General features: G+C 63.8%; 17 protein-coding genes. All 17 read left to right on the forward strand.

The features are described 5' to 3' along the window. Nucleotides 1-28: 28 nt before the first annotated feature. Complete coding sequence (locus AC5Y5C_RS15600; protein WP_499973722.1) at nucleotides 29-3,415, forward strand: pyruvate carboxylase; 3,387 nt, start codon at nucleotides 29-31, stop codon at nucleotides 3,413-3,415. Continuing rightward, nucleotides 3,412-3,957: a 16S rRNA (guanine(966)-N(2))-methyltransferase RsmD gene (gene rsmD, locus AC5Y5C_RS15605; protein WP_499974585.1), complete on the forward strand. Its 546-nt coding sequence runs from the start codon at nucleotides 3,412-3,414 to the stop codon at nucleotides 3,955-3,957. Before AC5Y5C_RS15600 ends, rsmD begins: the two co-directional genes overlap by 4 nt. Nucleotides 3,958-4,010: 53 nt before the next feature. Beyond that, nucleotides 4,011-4,913, forward strand: coding sequence for a dienelactone hydrolase family protein (locus AC5Y5C_RS15610; protein WP_499973724.1), 903 nt, complete (start codon nucleotides 4,011-4,013; stop codon nucleotides 4,911-4,913). Between the two features lie 21 nt (nucleotides 4,914-4,934). Then, nucleotides 4,935-5,474 (forward strand): hypothetical protein, encoded by a 540-nt coding sequence (locus tag AC5Y5C_RS15615; protein ID WP_499973726.1) that lies wholly within the window; start codon nucleotides 4,935-4,937, stop codon nucleotides 5,472-5,474. 351 nt (nucleotides 5,475-5,825) lie between these two features. Beyond that, the gene (locus AC5Y5C_RS15620) at nucleotides 5,826-6,899 is read left to right on the forward strand and encodes an oxygenase MpaB family protein (protein WP_499974586.1); all 1,074 of its coding nucleotides are present in this window, start codon (nucleotides 5,826-5,828) and stop codon (nucleotides 6,897-6,899) included. A gap of 105 nt (nucleotides 6,900-7,004) precedes the next feature. After that, nucleotides 7,005-7,916 (forward strand): DUF4253 domain-containing protein, encoded by a 912-nt coding sequence (locus tag AC5Y5C_RS15625; protein WP_499974588.1) that lies wholly within the window; start codon nucleotides 7,005-7,007, stop codon nucleotides 7,914-7,916. Nucleotides 7,917-8,038: 122 nt separating this feature from the next. Next, nucleotides 8,039-8,509 (forward strand): lipoprotein LpqH, encoded by a 471-nt coding sequence (locus tag AC5Y5C_RS15630; RefSeq protein WP_499974591.1) that lies wholly within the window; start codon nucleotides 8,039-8,041, stop codon nucleotides 8,507-8,509. 85 nt (nucleotides 8,510-8,594) lie between these two features. Further along, the gene (locus AC5Y5C_RS15635; protein ID WP_499973728.1) at nucleotides 8,595-9,155 is read left to right on the forward strand and encodes an HdeD family acid-resistance protein; all 561 of its coding nucleotides are present in this window, start codon (nucleotides 8,595-8,597) and stop codon (nucleotides 9,153-9,155) included. Beyond that, nucleotides 9,152-9,637 (forward strand): pantetheine-phosphate adenylyltransferase, encoded by a 486-nt coding sequence (gene coaD / locus AC5Y5C_RS15640; protein ID WP_499973731.1) that lies wholly within the window; start codon nucleotides 9,152-9,154, stop codon nucleotides 9,635-9,637. The genes AC5Y5C_RS15635 and coaD overlap by 4 nt, the downstream gene beginning before the upstream one ends. 106 nt (nucleotides 9,638-9,743) lie before the next feature. Continuing rightward, nucleotides 9,744-10,481 (forward strand): cell division protein SepIVA, encoded by a 738-nt coding sequence (sepIVA, locus tag AC5Y5C_RS15645; RefSeq protein WP_499973732.1) that lies wholly within the window; start codon nucleotides 9,744-9,746, stop codon nucleotides 10,479-10,481. Nucleotides 10,482-10,491: 10 nt separating this feature from the next. Further along, nucleotides 10,492-11,028 carry a YceD family protein gene (locus tag AC5Y5C_RS15650; protein ID WP_499973734.1) on the forward strand — a complete coding sequence of 179 codons (537 nt, stop codon included), beginning with the start codon at nucleotides 10,492-10,494 and terminating at the stop codon, nucleotides 11,026-11,028. A 29-nt stretch (nucleotides 11,029-11,057) separates the two neighbouring features. Then, nucleotides 11,058-11,867, forward strand: a complete 810-nt coding sequence (rnc, locus tag AC5Y5C_RS15655; RefSeq protein WP_499974593.1) for a ribonuclease III — start codon at nucleotides 11,058-11,060, stop codon at nucleotides 11,865-11,867. After that, nucleotides 11,860-12,714 carry a bifunctional DNA-formamidopyrimidine glycosylase/DNA-(apurinic or apyrimidinic site) lyase gene (gene mutM, locus AC5Y5C_RS15660; RefSeq protein WP_499973736.1) on the forward strand — a complete coding sequence of 285 codons (855 nt, stop codon included), beginning with the start codon at nucleotides 11,860-11,862 and terminating at the stop codon, nucleotides 12,712-12,714. Before rnc ends, mutM begins: the two co-directional genes overlap by 8 nt. 163 nt (nucleotides 12,715-12,877) lie before the next feature. Continuing rightward, entirely contained in the window at nucleotides 12,878-12,976 is a 99-nt protein-coding gene (kdpF, locus tag AC5Y5C_RS15665) for a K(+)-transporting ATPase subunit F (protein ID WP_499973737.1), read from the forward strand. Nucleotides 12,977-12,978: 2 nt separating this feature from the next. Continuing rightward, nucleotides 12,979-14,697 carry a potassium-transporting ATPase subunit KdpA gene (kdpA, locus tag AC5Y5C_RS15670; protein ID WP_499973738.1) on the forward strand — a complete coding sequence of 573 codons (1,719 nt, stop codon included), beginning with the start codon at nucleotides 12,979-12,981 and terminating at the stop codon, nucleotides 14,695-14,697. Beyond that, complete coding sequence (kdpB, locus tag AC5Y5C_RS15675) at nucleotides 14,697-16,781, forward strand: potassium-transporting ATPase subunit KdpB (RefSeq protein WP_499973740.1); 2,085 nt, start codon at nucleotides 14,697-14,699, stop codon at nucleotides 16,779-16,781. The genes kdpA and kdpB overlap by 1 nt, the downstream gene beginning before the upstream one ends. Before the next feature lie 4 nt (nucleotides 16,782-16,785). Then, nucleotides 16,786-17,394, forward strand: coding sequence for a potassium-transporting ATPase subunit C (locus AC5Y5C_RS15680; RefSeq protein WP_499973741.1), 609 nt, complete (start codon nucleotides 16,786-16,788; stop codon nucleotides 17,392-17,394). Nucleotides 17,395-17,397: the final 3 nt, after the last annotated feature.

The following is a 17,397-nucleotide window of genomic DNA, read 5'->3' on the forward strand; positions in this document are numbered from 1 at the left end:
CTCAATCCTCACGGTACGGTCTGTGACTATGTTCTCGAAGGTTCTTGTCGCCAACCGCGGTGAGATTGCGATCCGGGCATTTCGTGCCGCCTATGAATTAGGTGCCGCGACCGTCGCTGTCTACCCGTATGAAGATCGCAACTCGGGTCATCGGCTGAAGGCCGATGAGGCGTACCAGATCGGCGAGAAGGGGCATCCGGTCCGCGCCTACCTGTCGGTCTCCGAGGTGGTCAATGCGGCCAAGAACGCCGGCGCCGACGCGATCTACCCCGGTTACGGATTCCTGTCGGAGAACCCCGACCTGGCCGCGGCATGTGCCAGAGCGGGTATCACCTTTGTGGGTCCGCCCGCGGACGTCCTGGAGCTGACGGGTAACAAGGCCCGCGCGATCGCCGCCGCGCGTGAGGCGGGCTTGCCGGTGCTGGCGTCCTCACAGCCCTCGGCCTCGGTCGAGGAGCTGTTGACAGCCTCTGAGTCGATGGAGTTTCCGGTATTCGTCAAGGCGGTAGCCGGCGGCGGTGGCCGTGGCATGCGCCGGGTCGCCGAGCGGGAGCAGCTGCGTGAGGCGATCGAGGCGGCCAGCCGGGAGGCGGAGTCGGCATTCGGAGACCCGACGGTCTTTCTGGAGCAGGCCGTCATCAATCCCCGGCACATTGAGGTGCAGATCCTCGCGGACACCGCGGGTAACGTCATCCACCTCTATGAGCGCGACTGTAGTGTGCAGCGGCGCCACCAGAAGGTCATCGAGCTAGCCCCCGCCCCCAACCTGCCCGCCGAGCTGCGCGAGCGGATCTGTTCGGACGCTGTCGCTTTCGCCCGTCACATCGGATACAGCTGCGCCGGCACCGTCGAATTCCTGCTTGATGAGCGTGGCAATCACGTCTTCATCGAGATGAATCCGCGGATTCAGGTGGAGCACACGGTGACCGAGGAGATTACCGACGTGGACCTGGTGGCGAGCCAGCTGCGCATCGCCTCTGGCGAGACGCTGGACGACCTTGGCCTGCACCAGGAAACGTTGGCGCCGCCACGCGGATTTGCCCTGCAGTGCCGGATCACCACCGAGGACCCGGCCAACGGTTTCCGCCCCGACACCGGTCGCATCACTGCCTACCGCAGCCCGGGCGGCGCGGGTATCCGCCTGGACGGTGGGACGACGCTGGGTGCCGAGGTGGGCGCGCATTTCGATTCGATGCTGGTGAAGCTGACCTGCCGTGGGCGGGACTTCCAGACCGCGGTGGCGCGAGCCCGCCGTGCCGTCGCCGAGTTCCGTATCCGTGGTGTCGCCACGAATATCCCGTTCCTCCAGGCGGTTCTGGACGACCCGGACTTTCGGTCGGGACATGTCACGACGTCATTCATTGAGGAGCGTCCGCAGCTGCTGACGGCGCGATCCTCGGCCGACCGTGGTACGAAGATCCTGAATTACCTGGCCGACGTCACCGTCAACAAGCCTCACGGAGCCAAGCCCTCGAAGGTGTACCCGCATGACAAATTGCCGGCGGTCGATCTGTCGGCGCCGCCGCCGGATGGTTCGCGTCAGCGGCTGTTGGCCCTGGGCCCTGAGGGATTCGCCAAGGCGCTGCGTGAACAGAAGGCGGTCGGTCTGACCGACACCACCTTCCGCGACGCGCACCAGTCACTGTTGGCCACCCGGGTGCGTACCACCGGCCTGCTCGCGGTCGCGCCATACGTGGCGCGGCTTACCCCCGAGTTGCTTTCGATCGAGGCCTGGGGCGGCGCGACGTACGATGTGGCGCTTCGCTTCCTGAAGGAAGACCCGTGGGAGCGGCTTGCCGAGCTGCGTGAGGCTGTGCCGAACATCTGCCTGCAGATGTTGCTGCGTGGTCGAAACACCGTGGGATACACGCCATATCCGGAGACGGTGACCAAGGCATTCATTCGCGAGGCGACCGCGACCGGGGTGGATATCTACCGAATCTTCGACGCGCTCAACAATATCGAGGCTATGCGTCCGGCCATTGACGCCGTGCGCGAGGTCGGCGGCTCGGTGGCCGAGGTGGCCATGTGCTATACCGGTGACCTGTCCAACCCCGGCGAGAACCTGTACACGCTGGACTACTACCTGAAGCTCGCCGAGCAGATTGTCGACGCGGGTGCCCATGTGCTCGCGATCAAGGACATGGCGGGCCTGTTGCGTCCGCCCGCCGCGGCGACTCTGGTGACGGCGTTGCGGTCGCGGTTCGACCTGCCGGTGCATGTGCACACGCATGACACTGCGGGCGGGCAGCTGGCGACCTACCTGGCGGCCTGGCAGGCCGGCGCCGATGCGGTGGACGGTGCCGCGGCACCCATGGCGGGCACCACCAGCCAGCCGTCGTTGTCGGCGATCGTGGCAGCGGCCGCGCATAGCGAATACGACACCGGCGTGTCACTGACCGCGGTATGCGACCTGGAACCGTACTGGGAGGCGCTGCGAAAGGTATACGCCCCCTTCGAATCCGGGCTCCCGTCACCGACCGGCCGGGTGTACACGCACGAGATTCCCGGCGGTCAGCTCTCGAACCTGCGTCAGCAGGCCATCGCGTTGGGCCTGGGTGACCAGTTCGAGGAGATCGAGGCACGATATGCCGCCGCCGACCGGATGCTCGGACGTCTGGTGAAGGTGACCCCGTCCTCCAAGGTGGTAGGCGACCTGGCGCTGGCACTGGTGGGTACCGGTGTGAGTGCCGACGAATTTGCCTCGGATCCAGGACGTTTCGATATCCCGGAGTCGGTGATCGGATTCCTGCGCGGCGAGCTGGGTGACCCGCCCGGCGGCTGGCCCGAGCCGTTCCGAACACGCGCACTCGAAGGTCGCGGTCCCGCTCGTGCGGAGGTCGAGCTCACGGCAGATGACGCGGCACAGCTCGATGGCGACAGCGCAACGCGGCGGGCGGCGTTGAACCGCCTGTTGTTCCCCGGACCGACCAAGGAATTCCTGGCCCACCGCGAGCAGTACGGTGACACGTCACGGCTTTCGGCCAACCAGTTCTTCTACGGCCTGCGGTACGGGGAGGAGCACCGCGTCAAGCTGGAGAAGGGCGTCGAGCTGCTCATCGGGATCGAGGCGATCTCGGATGCCGACGAGCGCGGTATGCGGACCGTCATGTGCATCCTCAATGGTCAGCTACGCCCCGTGCAGGTGCGTGACCGGAGCATCGACAGCGCAGTGGCTAGTGCCGAGAAGGCCGACCGGACCAATGCTGATCATGTGCCCGCGCCCTTCGCAGGTGTGGTGACGCTCAATGTGGTGTCGGGCCAGGAGGTTACGGCGGGGGAGACCATTGGCACCATCGAGGCCATGAAGATGGAGGCCTCCATCACCGCGCCCAAGGCGGGAACCGTCGCACGGGTGGCGTTAACTGAGACCTCTCAGGTCGAGGGTGGGGATCTGCTGGTGGTGATCAGCTGACCCGGATCATCGCCGGTGCCGCGGGAGGACGCCGGATCGCGGTGCCGCCTAAGGGAACCCGGCCCACCACGGATCGGGTGCGGGAAGCGCTGTTCAGCATGCTGCAGGCGCGCTTGGACTTCGACGGGATCGCGGTCCTCGATCTGTTCGCAGGCTCCGGTGCACTGGGCCTTGAGGCGCTCTCACGCGGTGCGGAACACGTGACGTTCGTGGAGTCGAACGCCGCCGCATCGAAGGTGATCTCGGCCAATATCGCGACGGTGTGCCTGCCCGGTACTGAGCTGCGGCAGTCTGCGGTATCGGCGTTCCTGTCGACATCGCCCAACCGTGCCTACGATCTGGTCCTTGCCGATCCACCGTATTCGGTTTCTGCCGAGGAGGTTTCGGCTCTGTTGTCGCGCCTGACCGATCATTGGGTCAACGACGAGGCTCTTCTGGTACTCGAGCGTGACGCGTCGGGGCCCGAGGCGGTGTGGCCGGATGGCTGGGAGGTGACCTCCCGCAAGTACGGGGGAACGCGGCTAGAACTGGGATCTCTGTAACCGTCCAGGTAATCCACAGCGCGCGTTCACCTATCGGGCGCACACTTCTGCCCATGACCCCGCTGCAGCGGTACATCGCCGAAGAGATCGCCACCGACCATGTCGAGGGGCTGCTGACGCGCCGTGAGGCCATACGTCGGCTGGCGTTTCTGGGTGTGGGCACCGCCGCCGCGAGCGCGCTCATCACGGCCTGCGGCAGCGACACCAAACCTGACAACAAGCCCGTCACCGCTCCGACATCGGCGTCCACTCCGCCGCCCCCGGGTAAGGACAAGACGGTCGCGACGGAGCCGAGTACCTGGAGTGGGCCCCACGGCACGCTCCAGGGGGCATGGGCGCCGGCAGCCCAGCCGCGCGGCTCGGTGCTGGTTATCCATGAGAACAAGGGCCTCAATGATTGGGTCGGTTCCATCGCGGGACGGCTTGCGGGCATCGGATATTCGTCGCTGGCCATCGATCTGCTGTCGGAGGAGGGCGGCACGTCGACGTTCAAGGACCCGGCCGAGGCGACAGGGGCGCTGGGCAAGGTGTCGCCGGAGCGCTTCGTCGCAGATCTGAAGTCCGGTGTGGATGAAATTCTGCGCAGGGTGCCCGGCAAGCCCGCCGGCGCGGTGGGATTCTGTTTCGGCGGTGGCCTGGTTTGGCAGCTTCTGGCGTCGGGGGAGCCGAGGCTCGGCGCGGCTGCGCCGTTTTACGGGCCCCTTCCTGAAAACCCGGACTTTTCACGGTCGAAGGCGGCCGTCCTGGCCTTCTACGGTGAGCTCGACAAGCGGGTTACCTCGTCGAAGGATCAGGCGGCCGCAGCGTTACAGCGGGCGGGACTGGTTCACGAGATTGCCGTGGAGCCCGGCGCCGACCATGCCTTCTTCAACGACAGTGGGCCGCGCTACCACCCCGGCGCGGCAGCGGATGCTTGGCAGCGCCTCACCGCCTGGCTCGGCCAGCACATCGGCTAAATGGCGCCTAGGCTGCTCGTCATGTGGTGTAGAGCGGTAGTTGTCGCCGTGGCCTCCGGCGCGGTATCGGTGGCTGCTGCCAGTCTCGCTCTGGCCGATGATGGGGATGCGCCGGCGCCGCCCGTGCCTTCCTCGCCCGTGGCGAACCTCTTGCCGGGAGGGTCGAGGGCTCCGATAGGTCCATCGGATGCCGGAGACGCGTTGTCCGCCGGACTACCGGCACCGATTGCGGGACTGGGATCCCCGGGTGGTCCACTCTCCGCGCAAGGCCCGTTGCTATCTCCCAACGGTCCGTTATCGGCTAACGGCCCCTTGACGGCGGCGGGTGGCCCACTGTCGACGGATGGTCCCGTGCTCTCGCCAACCAGCCCGGTATCACCGCTCAACGAGATCTGTGGGTCCGGCAATCTCCTGAAGTCCGTGACGGACAGGTTCGCCGGCGTCATCCCGGACAGCACGCTGGCGTCGATGCAGAACCAGCGCCCGGTCGGCACCGGCAAGTGCCCCGCGACTGTCCCGCCCGACGATCAGGCTCCGGCGGCCGATCAACCGGGAAGCTAGTCCCTTAGCTAATCTGCACTGCCAATCCCAGCGGCGGCGCGGTTCCTGTCTTCGCGGACCATTCTGATTCCCGATCGAGACGCTTAACAACCATCCGGACGCTCCTTGATTCGGTCTGCTCCGAAACGTCCGTCCCACCCTTGATTTTGGGTCGCACCGGGAGCATCATCACATTTCCGATATGGAATGAGTCACAGTCAAGATGGCGGTGATCGTGTGATGGGGGTAGCCGATCGGCTATCCGAGGCTGGGCGTGTGAACGGCCGTGCGCTGAGTTAGCCAAGTAACGGGTATCGGCAACGCAAGGAGTTTGACGTGGTGGTCCGGGGTATCAAGGCGTTTAAGAAGATCATGCAGACAACATTTGATCCAGAGCTGGTGATTCCGGAAGACGTCAGAGTGACAGAATTTACCGGCGATAACAGTTTGTCACGGAAAGACCTTCTTCAGCATCCGATTCCTGCTGGTTCCTTGATATGGAAGTACTGGGGGCGCTTTGACGTGATGTATTTCGGCAGCGGCGTGCTGGGTCCCATTGCGGGGGCATGGCCGCAGATGGGGAGAGCGACCGCGGGTTCCGTTCTTTTCAATGGTGACAGTTCTTTCGGCGCACGTGCCAAGATATATAAGAAACGGCGCCAGAGATCCCGTGAGTACATTTATGGCTCGGTATACGACGCTCCGGAAGAGGCCAAGAAGTACGGGCTGAAGACTCGGAATATGCACAAGTCCGTCAAAGGCACTCTGCAGGAAGGCACGTTTCACGCTTTGAATGCGGAAACCTTCTATTTCGCGCACGTGACCTTCTTTTATCACCATTTGATAGTGGTAACCGAGCGTCTGCATTTCGGCGGGGCCATGCCACGGGCGGTGAAGGAGCAGATATTCGAGGAGTCCAAGGAGTGGTACAGCATCTGGGGGGTAGACGATAGTCCTCAGCCGGATACGTACGATGATTTCGAGCGGTATCTGGAAAACATCGAACATAACCATTTGGTGAGCTCGCAGGTAACTCAGCTCATGCTGGAGCAATTCACGGAGCGCAGCCTGGCTCCGCGGTGGTGGCCTCCGGTCATGAAGAAGTTTGTGTGGCCCTGGCTGGTGGGGCGGCGGCAAGTCGTTGTCAGTAGCTATCCGCCTCATGTGCGGGAGCTGTTCAACCTAGAGTGGACCCCCGAGGACGAGGACATGCTGCGCCGCTTTACGGACATGTATCGGCGGTCCTACGCGGTTCTTGAGCGTCTCCTCCCGCTGAAGTTTTTCTACTTGCCGATCGCGCTGAGGGGCTTTGAGCGGGAAGGGATCGATCCACGCAACATCACCGTGGAATCCGCACAGCGAGCACTGCGGGAGAGCCGAGCCCGCCGTGCCACGCGAGAAAGTGCACCAATAGACGAGGCGAGCGAGGTGGTGGCTTCCGGCTGACAAGTTTCTGGGCCACCGTTTCACCCCCGGCCGCAATCAACGGGAAGCTTGCCGCTCAGCTAATCTGCGTGAGTGGGTTCAAAAGGGTGGATATCACTGAGCGCAATCGTCGCCGTCCTGGTGCTCGGGCTGTCGTACCTTTTCGGTCAGGCCTACTGGAGTACGCGCGCGATTGTGGGAAATCCCGAGCCTGCGCATGATCTGCCCGCTTACGCCGAACTTCTGGTGCCGGTGCATGCCGAGCGTGCGGGTCAGCTGCCTCGCCCCGAGAATGCCGCCAGGTGGAGCGTGGACGGCATCAAACTGCCCGAAGGGCACCTGATTGTCAGTCCGACAGGCCGTTCGCTGGCTTGGGTGAGCAACGCGGCGGTGGTGGACATCCAGTCGCTGTGGTTGCGGCTGGCCGGCCGTTTCGATCGAACAGGGCTGTGGCCCTTGGCATCCCGTGGACTGAGTGGCGACCTGCGCCGCCCGTGGGCGAACCCCGACGACCTGCGGCACTTCGCGGATCCGGCGGATGTCAATGCGGTCGACGCTAAATCCTTCCTTGCCAAAGAGGTCTCATCGGCCGGCTCCGATCCTGAGGCTACGGCCGTCGACGTACCCGTCGCGCCCATCACGCTGGAGCAGCGCACGCAGCCGCCCCAGCGTGCGGTCGCTTTGACCGGGGATCACCTGGAGCAGGGCTCGCTGCTGATGCTGGTGCCTACGACACGTCCGGCCGACGCGCTCAATGCCCTCGGCTGGACTCACGGTGTGAATTACGACGTTTCCGAAGCGGAGCTATCGGCCGTTCTCCGATCGTGGGAGGACCGGTTCGGGGCGGTGCTGACGGCGGTGGATTTCGATGCGATCGACGTGGAGGTGGCGCGTCCACCAGGTGCCGATCTTTCGGTGCCGGTGGGCTATGAGCACTATGGGTTCTGCCCGGACAACATCGATCAGGGCGCGGGCACCTTGAGCGCCTACGCGCGGGGCATCACCGGCGCGCGAACGTGGAGCTTCTGGCGGGATTAGCGCTACCGACGTGGCCTGCGAAATCTTCTGCAGGAGAGATCAACACATGATTCAGTGTCATCCGATCATGGTGTCGAATTAGTCTGAACGTGATTATCGGAGACGTTGGCGGGAGGGTGCAGATGCATTACGGCGGTGCGGTGGTGACGGGTGGCGTCGTGTTGGCTGCCGTGTGCCTTGTCGGCTGCTCGTCGGGCGGGGGCTTGCGGCATGACGCGCAAGCGAACAATCCGGTATCCAGTTCGGCACCCGGTGTGCCCGCCGCCGGACCACGTGTTGTGGTGGATGGAGTTGCCCGATCGGTGGAGAGTCGGGTGGAGTGCGTTACCGCGGCCGATATGACCTTCGTGAACATCGGCAGCGTGAGCGATGGGATTGCCGCCACGCTTGCGGCGGGCGGGACCCCAACGCTCAAGAGCCTGACTCTTGGTGTCATTGATGGCCACCCAGTGACCTATCACTCGGGGCATGGTGCGAGCGAACCCACGGTGACGAAGTCTGGGCAGTTCTACAAGATTGCCGGCGCCGCGACGGCAGGCCTGAGCACGCCTGCGACCTTTGAACTCGAGTTCACCTGCCCAATCAGGAGATAACAGAATCATCGTGAGCCTGTAACGAGCCGCACGAATCGCCGCCTATAAGTCCCCGCCGCCGTCGCAGAGGAATACCCTTAGCGACATGACTACAAGTGTCGGGCAGGACCTCGTCAAGCATCTCTGGAAAACGGCGGTGGTATCAGGAGTTCTGGCGGTAATCGTTGGCGCCGTGGTACTGATATGGCCTCAAGTCACCGTGCTTGTCGCCGCATACGCTTTCGGCGCATATCTCGTGATATCAGGTATCGCCCAGGTCGTCTTTGCCTTCACCCTGCCGGTGTCATCCGCTGGCATGCGGGTGCTGTTGTTCCTCACTGGCGCAATTTCCTTCGTCCTTGGTGTGCTGTGCTTCAAAGATGAGCTGAATTCGATTCTGCTACTGGCCATCTGGATCGGCGTCGGCTGGATCGCCCAGGGCATCGCGGGCACCATCACGGCCATCGGCGACAGGGACCTCCCCGGGCGTGGCTGGCAGATCTTCAGCGGGATCATCTCGACGATCGCGGGCATCGTGCTCATCGTCTATCCGATCAGCTCGATCGTCACCCTCACCCTCGTTGTCGGTATCTGGCTCATTGTGATCGGTGTGCTGCAAATCGGAAGCGGCATCGGCATTCGCTCGGCCACTAAATCGTCCGCATGACGGGAGCCGTCTGCCCGGGCTCGTTCGATCCGGTAACCCTCGGGCATCTGGATGTCTTCGAACGAGCCGCGGCGCAGTTCGACGAGGTCATCGTCGCGGTGTTGGTCAATCCCAATAAAGCGGGCATGTTCACCATCGACGAGCGCATCGAGATGATTCGCGAGGCCGCCGCCGACCTGCCCAATCTGCGCGTTGAATCGGGGCAGGGTCTGTTGGTGGACTTGGTCAGAGAGCGCGGTTTCAACGCGATCGTCAAGGGACTGCGTACCGGCACTGACTTCGAGTACGAACTCCAGATGGCTCAGATGAACAAGCACATCGCGGGGGTAGATACCTTTTTTGTCGCTACCGCCCCCGCCTATTCGTTCGTTTCGTCCTCGCTTGCCAAGGAGGTGGCCACCTACGGGGGAGATGTCTCGGCGTTGCTGCCTCCGTCTGTTCATGAACGACTTCTCGGGAAACTGCGTGGCCAGGCACAATAGAAAACGGGCCGCGCAGAAATAGCCGACACACCGGTCAGCTAGCACGGTCACAGCAGTCACACCAGGCACACTGGTAACAGTGGAAACTCGCGTGAAGGGTGTAGCCGTGTACCGAGTATTTGAAGCGCTCGACGAACTGGGCGCCATTGTGGAAGAAGCGCGCGGTGTTCCGATGACCGCCGGATGCGTCGTGCCTCGTGGCGACGTCCTGGAACTCATCGATGACATCAAGGACGCCATCCCCGGCGAACTCGACGACGCACAGGATGTCCTCGACGCCCGCGATTCGTTGCTGCGTGAGGCCAAGGAGCATCACGAGACGGTAATCGGCAAGTCGAATGCCGATGCCGAGCAGACACTCAGCCATGCCCGCAACGAGGCCGACCGGCTGCTGGCCGACGCCAAGGCGCAGGCTGACCGCATGGTTGCCGAGGCGCGCAACCACGCCGAGCAGACCGTCAACGAGGCACGGGAAGAGGCGGCCCACACACTGGCCAACGCCAAGCGTGAACAGGAAAGCACCGTCGCCCGTGCCAAGGCGGAGGCGGATCGCCTGGTCGATTCGGGTAATGCGTCCTACGACAAGGCCGTGCAGGAGGGCATCAAGGAGCAGCAGCGCCTGGTGGCTCAGACCGAGGTCGTGCAGGCGGCCAACGCCGAGTCCACCCGACTGATCGACGCGGCCCATGCCGAAGCCGACCGGCTGCGGGGCGAATGCGATATCTACGTTGACAACAAACTTGCCGAGTTCGAGGACTACCTGAACGGCACGCTGCGCTCGGTGGGCCGTGGGCGTCACCAGCTGCGTACCGGCGCTGGTACTCACGACTACGTGCAGCGTTAATATTAGGTCTATGCCGGGACCTTTTGTTCTTGATGTCCTGGCCCTTGGGCTTGGGCGGCGTCCCGGGTCGATGCAGGAGATTGAGCGCACCGTTGCGAGCCCGGTGCGCATCGGCAACGACCTGATCGCGATTCCCGAGGGCGCGGACGTGGATATGGATCTGCGGGTGGAATCGGTTTCGGAGGGCGTTCTCGTCACCGGAACGATCGCCGGGGATCTCGCTGGGGAATGTGTACGCTGCCTGGGGCCGGTTACTGGCCATGCGGATGCGTACCTCACCGAACTGTTCGCGTACCCGGACAGTCGGACCGAGGCGACCACCGAGGAAGAAGACATACACCGTGTCGTCGACGGCCTCGTCGACCTCGAACAGACCATCGTCGATGCTATCGTGCCCGACCTGGAGCTGACGCCGGTGTGCCGGCCGGATTGCCCAGGGCTCTGCCCCGATTGCGGAATCGCTTTAGCCACAGCCGAACCCGACCATCAGCACGACAAGATTGACCCGCGGTGGGCGAAGCTCGCCAACTTCGGTGACGACCAGTGAGTTCTGCCCCAGCAGATCGGTACGACGATCTGCGCGCCGCGATTGGTGTGCGGGTCGGTGACGATCTGCTCACTCTGGCGCTCACACACCGCAGCTACGCCTACGAAAACGGTGGCCTGCCCACCAACGAAAGGCTGGAGTTCCTCGGGGATGCCGTTCTTGGACTGACGATTACCGAGACGCTGTACCACACCCACCCCGACCGCCCGGAGGGCGATTTGGCGAAGCTGCGTGCCAGCATCGTCAATACCCAGGCGCTTGCGGGGGTGGCACGTGGCCTGACCGATGACGGGCTGGGCGCACATTTGTTTCTCGGCAAGGGTGAGGAGAACACCGGCGGTCGCGACAAGTCCAGCATTCTCGCCGATGGCATGGAGTCGATTCTCGGTGCGGTCTACGTGGAATACGGGTTGGAGGTCGCCCGCACGGTAGTACTGCAGTTGTTCGGCCAACTGCTGGAGACCGCGCCCAAGCTCGGCGCCGGTCTGGACTGGAAGACCAGCCTGCAGGAACTGACCGCGGAAAAGGGCTGGGGCGCACCGTCGTATGCCGTCACCTCAACAGGGCCCGATCATGACAAGGAATTCACCGCCACCGTAGTGGTCAATGACACCGCGCACGGGGTGGGCGTCGGCCGCTCTAAGAAAGAGGCCGAACAGAAGGCCGCCGCGGAGGCGTGGACGGCCATTAGCAGCGATGAGCCCCTTGGGGGAAGAGCCGATGGTAGCGATGAGCCCCTTGGGGGAAGAGCCGATGGTAGCGATGAGCCCCTTGGGGGAAGAGCCGATGGTAGCGATGAGCCCCTTGGGGGAAGAGTAGAAGATACGGCGGGTGCCTGAGCTTCCTGAGGTGGAGGTGGTCCGCCGCGGATTGCATCATCACCTTGTCGGCAGGACCATCGCGTCCGCGTCCGTGCACCACCACCGGGCGGTGCGCAGGCAGCCTGGAGGTGCTGTCGAACTGACGGGACTGCTTGCCGGACAGCAGATCAGCGGTACCGGTCGCCGGGGCAAGTATCTGTGGCTCACGCTGGGCGAGGGGCAGGCACTGGTGGTCCACCTGGGGATGAGCGGCCAAATGCTCATCGGACCCATTTCCAGGCCACAGCATTTACGTATTGCCGCGACGCTCGACGACGGATCGGTGCTGAGCTTCGTCGATCAGCGCACCTTCGGCGGCTGGATGGTGACCGATATCGTCACCGTCGACGGAAGCGAACTTCCCGAGCCGGTCGCGCATATCGCGCGGGACCCGCTCGATGAACTATTCGACGTATCGGCCGTGGTTACCCGGCTACGCGGTAAGCACACCGAGATCAAGCGCGCGCTGCTGGATCAGACCGTGGTGTCCGGTGTCGGAAACATCTACGCCGACGAGGCACTCTGGCAGGCGCGTGTACACGGCCGCCGCCTCACCGATGGCATGACCCGCGCCAAGCTCACCGAGGTGCTCGATAGCGCGGCGGGCGTCATGCGTCTGGCGCTCGCGCAGGGTGGGACCTCATTCGACGATTTGTACGTGAATGTGAACGGCGAATCCGGCTACTTCGAGCGCTCTTTGGAGGCGTACGGACGCGAGGGTGAGCCGTGCCGCCGCTGCGGACGTGCTATGCGCCGGGAGGCGTTTATGAACCGGTCGTCGTACTTCTGCCCGAGCTGTCAACGGCTGGTTGAAGCCCGTAAATAGCGCGTCAAGAGCCCCGACGGACCCGTCAGGGACGCGTAAAGAACGCAGGTAGTGCCCTTAGTGGGGATCATGATTCCTGCGTGGTTGATTTCTGGTACCTGGTCCTGACGGTCGTGGGCTTCGTCTTGTGCGTAGCCGTCGTACGCGGATTGCAGGCGCATTCGTGAGCATCAATGCCGTGATCGATTCGGTGCTGATCGTCTTGTCGGCCGCGCTCGTCGTGTATTTGGTGGTCGCGCTGCTCGACCCGGAAAGGTTCTAACGGTGAATTCCGCTCTGGCGGCCGGTCTTCAGATCGGCTTCGTCATCTTGGTGCTCGCCATCGCTTATGTCCCATTGGGGGACTACATGGCGCGCGTCTTCACAGGCCCTCATTCTCTTCGCGCAGGCGGGTCATCGACCGTCAGGCACTCGCTCGTCGAGCGTCTTATCTACCGCACCGGACGGGTGGATCCGGAGACCGAGCAGACCTGGGTGGGCTACACCCTGTCACTGCTGGGTTTCTCGTTCGCGAGCGTGATCTTCCTCTATCTGCTGCAACGCATCCAGGGGGTCCTGCCCCTCTCGGGTGACCTGGGCGCGGTGAGTCCCGCGGTGGCCTTCAACACCGCCGTCTCGTTCGTCACGAACACCAACTGGCAGTCGTACACACCCGAGACCACCATGACCAACCTGACCCAGATGGTCGGGCTGGCCGTACAGAACTTCGTTTCTGCTGCAGTGGGCCTGGCGGTCGCGGTCGCACTGATTCGCGGCATTGTGCGCACGACGGCCGGGGGAGAGCTCGGCAATTTCTGGGTTGACCTGGTGCGGGCAAGCCTGCGGATCCTGCTGCCGCTCTCGTTCGCCGTCGCACTGATCTTGTTGTCGCAGGGCACTATTCAGTCTCTGTATACGCACTTCACGGCGACGGGGCTGGACGGTGCGGCGCAACACATCGCCCTGGCCCCGGTCGCCTCGCAGGAGGCCATTAAGGAAGTCGGCACCAACGGCGGTGGCATTCTGGGCGCCAACTCGGCACACCCCTTCGAGAACCCGACACCCCTGTCCAATATCATCGAAATACTCGCCATCCTGATCATCCCGGTCTGCCTGACGCGGACCTACTCGACGATGGTGGGGGACAAGCGTCAGGGCCTGACCGTCCTGTCGGTCATGGCCACGCTCTTCGGCGGCATGCTGGCCTTTGTCACGTGGGCGGAGTCCACCCCGCGTGGTGTCGCCGCACAGGCGGCCGGCGCCATGATGGAGGGCAAGGAAGTCAGATTCGGCATCCCCGCGTCGACATTGTTCGCGGTATCTACCACTGGAACCTCCACGGGCGCAGTCGATTCTGCCCATGATAGCTTCACGGCGGCCGGTGGTGGCGCATTGATTCTGAACATGCTGTTCGGCGAGATCGCGCCCGGTGGCGTCGGCACCGGCCTGTACGGCATCCTGGTGCTGGCCATCATCGCGGTGTTTGTCGGTGGCCTGTTGGTGGGCCGCACTCCGGAATTTCTGGGCAAGAAGATCGGCCGGCGCCAGATCACCATGGCCGCACTGTCCGTGCTTGTCATGCCGGCGCTCGTGCTCATCGGTACGGGCATCTCGGTGGCGCTGTCCACGACGCCCGGGTACCAAGGAAACAGCGGTGATCCGGGCACCCCACAGTCCATACATGGCTTCTCCGAGGTGCTGTACGCCTACGCCTCGGCCGCCAACAACAACGGCAGCGCCTTCGGTGGCCTCACGGTGACCAGCCACTGGTTCCAGGCCTCGCTCGGCGTGGCGATGTTGTTGGGCCGCTTCCTGCCCATCATCTTCACCCTGGCGCTGGCTGGATCGCTTGCCACCCAGCAGAAGACCCCGGCATCGGCCGGAACCCTGCACACCCACGGCCCCATGTTCGCCGGATTGCACACCGGCACAGTCCTCTTGGTGGCCGCACTCACCTTCTTCCCGGCCCTGGCGCTGGGACCGATCGCCGAGGCAGTTCTATAGTGTCCAAGAGCTCAAATAGGGTAGTAAGTACCGGAGTCTTCGACCCCATCCAGTTGGTCAAGGCGCTACCGCTTGCCGTGCGCAAGCTCGATCCCCGGCACATGGCTCGCAATCCGGTGATGTTCGTCGTCACTGTCGGCTCTGTGGCCACCACGGTGCTCGCTGTGCTCCATCCGTCGATCTTCGCGTGGGCCATCACGGCCTGGTTGTGGTTCACGGTGGTATTCGCCAACCTGGCCGAGGCCGTCGCCGAGGGACGCGGGAAGGCGCAGGCGGCGAGCCTGCGAGAGGTCAAGCGCGACACCGTGGCCCGCAAGTTGGTGGGGGATGGCAACGGTAACGAGACCGAGGAAGAGGTGCCTGGCAGCGTGCTGCGACCGGGAGACCGGGTCGTGGTCGAGGCGGGACAGGTGATCCCCGGTGACGGCGACGTGGTGGAAGGCATCGCCACGGTCGACGAGTCGGCCATCACCGGTGAATCGGCGCCCGTGGTGCGGGAATCCGGCGGCGACCGATGTGCCGTCACCGGTGGCACCACAGTGCTGTCGGACCGGATCATCGTGCAGATCACCGCGGCGCCGGGTGAGTCCTTCGTCGACAGGATGATCGCGCTCGTCGAGGGTGCTTCGCGCCAGAAGACTCCGAACGAGATCGCGCTGAACATCCTGCTGGCCTCGCTCACCATCATCTTTCTGTTGGCGGTCGTCGCACTGGGACCGATGGGAAACTACGGTGGTGAGCAACAGGATCCGATCAAGCTCATCGCCTTGCTGGTCTGCTTGATCCCTACTACCATCGGCGCTCTGATGTCGGCGATCGGCATCGCGGGCATGGACCGGCTGGTGCAACACAACGTCCTTGCTAAGTCGGGCCGCGCGGTGGAGGCGGCTGGTGATATCGACGTCCTTCTGATGGACAAGACGGGCACCATCACCTTTGGCAACCGACAGGCGACTGAATTCATTGTTGCGCCGGGTATTTCGTATGACGCCCTCGCCCAGGCGGCGCGGGCTTCCAGCCTTGCCGACGAAACCCCCGAGGGCCGCAGCATTGTGGAATTGGCCGCGGAGGCGAGCGAAGCGACGGGGGAAAGAAGCGGCGAGGATTCGATCGAGGGCGATTTCGTGGCTTTCACCGCGGCCACCAGGATGAGTGGGTTGGATACCGTCGCGGGCAGGCAGATCCGCAAGGGTGCCTCCGATGCGGTGTTCACCTGGGTGGCAAGCCTTTCCGGCGTTCAGGAAGACGACCCTGCGGTGGTTGCGGTACGAAAGTCCGCCGACCACGTGGCCAGTGAGGGCGGCACGCCGCTGGTGGTCGCCGACCATGACAGCACAGGCACTCGCTTGCTGGGAGTGATCCGACTCTCCGATGTGGTGAAACCCGGTATGGCCGAAAGGTTCGCCCAGATGCGCGCCATGGGCATCCGCACCATCATGGTGACCGGAGATAACCCCTTGACCGCTAAGCAGATAGCCTCTGAAGCCGGCGTCGACGACTTCGTCGCGGAGGCCACTCCGGAAGACAAGCTGGAGCTACTGCGTAAGGAACAGCAGGCTGGACGCCTGGTCGCGATGACCGGTGACGGTACCAACGACGCTCCGGCGCTGGCACAGGCGGACGTGGGCGTGGCCATGAACACCGGCACGTCGGCAGCCAAGGAAGCCGGGAACATGGTGGACCTGGATTCTGACCCCACCAAGCTCATCGACGTGGTAGCCATCGGTAAGCAGCTGCTGATCACCCGCGGTGCGTTGACCACCTTCTCACTGGCCAACGACCTCGCGAAGTACTTCGCGATTCTGCCCGCGCTGTTCAGCGGCATCTACCCGCAACTGAACTCGCTCAACATCATGCGACTGGCTACTCCGCAATCAGCGATTCTCTCGGCGGTCATCTTCAACGCCCTCGTGATCATCGCGTTGGTTCCTTTGGCGCTCAAGGGCGTCCGATATCGGCCGGTGGGGGCCGGGGAGCTGCTGCGGCGAAACCTGTTGATCTATGGCTTCGGTGGCGTGATCGTTCCCTTTGTGGGGATTTGGCTGATCGATCTGGTCGTGCGTTTTATACCGGGAATTGGGTGATCTGGTGAACAAGGTTGTGATCGCGTGGCTGCGTCAGAGCGTGGCAGGCCTGGTGGTGCTGCTGGGACTGACCGTGATCCTCGGCATCGCATACCCGTCCTTCGTATGGGTGTTCGGACGCATCGACTCCAGATCCGCGGAGGGCTCGCCTCTCACCGACGGTAACGGCTGTGTAGTTGGTTCCGCACTTATCGGCGTGGACCCGCAAGCTGGATCCCCTGGGCCGGGTGCGGACCCCTTCTTCCACACCAGGGCCAGCGGTGATCCCGCCGCGGGGGCGCCGTCCAACCAGGGACCGAACAGCGAGAAGCTCACGGTGGATATCAACACTCGTCGTGCCACCATCGCTCAACGCGAGAGCGTCGATTCCGCACGGATTCCCGCCGACGCGGTGACAGGATCGGCTTCGAGCCTGGACCCGGATATCAGCCCGGAGTATGCGGCGTTGCAGATACCGCGGGTGGCGGCGGCCACCGGATTGAGCCAGGCTCGCGTGAAACAGCTCGTGGATGTACACACGTCCTCGCGGCAATGGGGCATCCTGGGAGAGCCGCGCGTCAATGTCCCCACGCTGAACGTGGCACTGGGCCTCACCGGCCCGCCCTGCCGATGAAGG

It is taken from the genome of Mycobacterium sp. NGS15, assembly GCF_059813245.1.

Excerpts from the sequence above, each read along its gene's own strand:
- AC5Y5C_RS15600 (WP_499973722.1), top strand. The coding sequence starts at position 29 with ATGTTCTCGAAGGTTCTTGTCGCCAACCGCGGTGAGATTGCGATCCGG.
- AC5Y5C_RS15610 (WP_499973724.1), top strand. The coding sequence starts at position 4,011 with ATGACCCCGCTGCAGCGGTACATCGCCGAAGAGATCGCCACCGACCAT.
- AC5Y5C_RS15615 (WP_499973726.1), top strand. The coding sequence starts at position 4,935 with ATGTGGTGTAGAGCGGTAGTTGTCGCCGTGGCCTCCGGCGCGGTATCG.
- AC5Y5C_RS15620 (WP_499974586.1), top strand. The coding sequence starts at position 5,826 with ATGCAGACAACATTTGATCCAGAGCTGGTGATTCCGGAAGACGTCAGA.
- AC5Y5C_RS15630 (WP_499974591.1), top strand. The coding sequence starts at position 8,039 with ATGCATTACGGCGGTGCGGTGGTGACGGGTGGCGTCGTGTTGGCTGCC.
- AC5Y5C_RS15635 (WP_499973728.1), top strand. The coding sequence starts at position 8,595 with ATGACTACAAGTGTCGGGCAGGACCTCGTCAAGCATCTCTGGAAAACG.
- coaD (WP_499973731.1), top strand. The coding sequence starts at position 9,152 with ATGACGGGAGCCGTCTGCCCGGGCTCGTTCGATCCGGTAACCCTCGGG.
- AC5Y5C_RS15650 (WP_499973734.1), top strand. The coding sequence starts at position 10,492 with ATGCCGGGACCTTTTGTTCTTGATGTCCTGGCCCTTGGGCTTGGGCGG.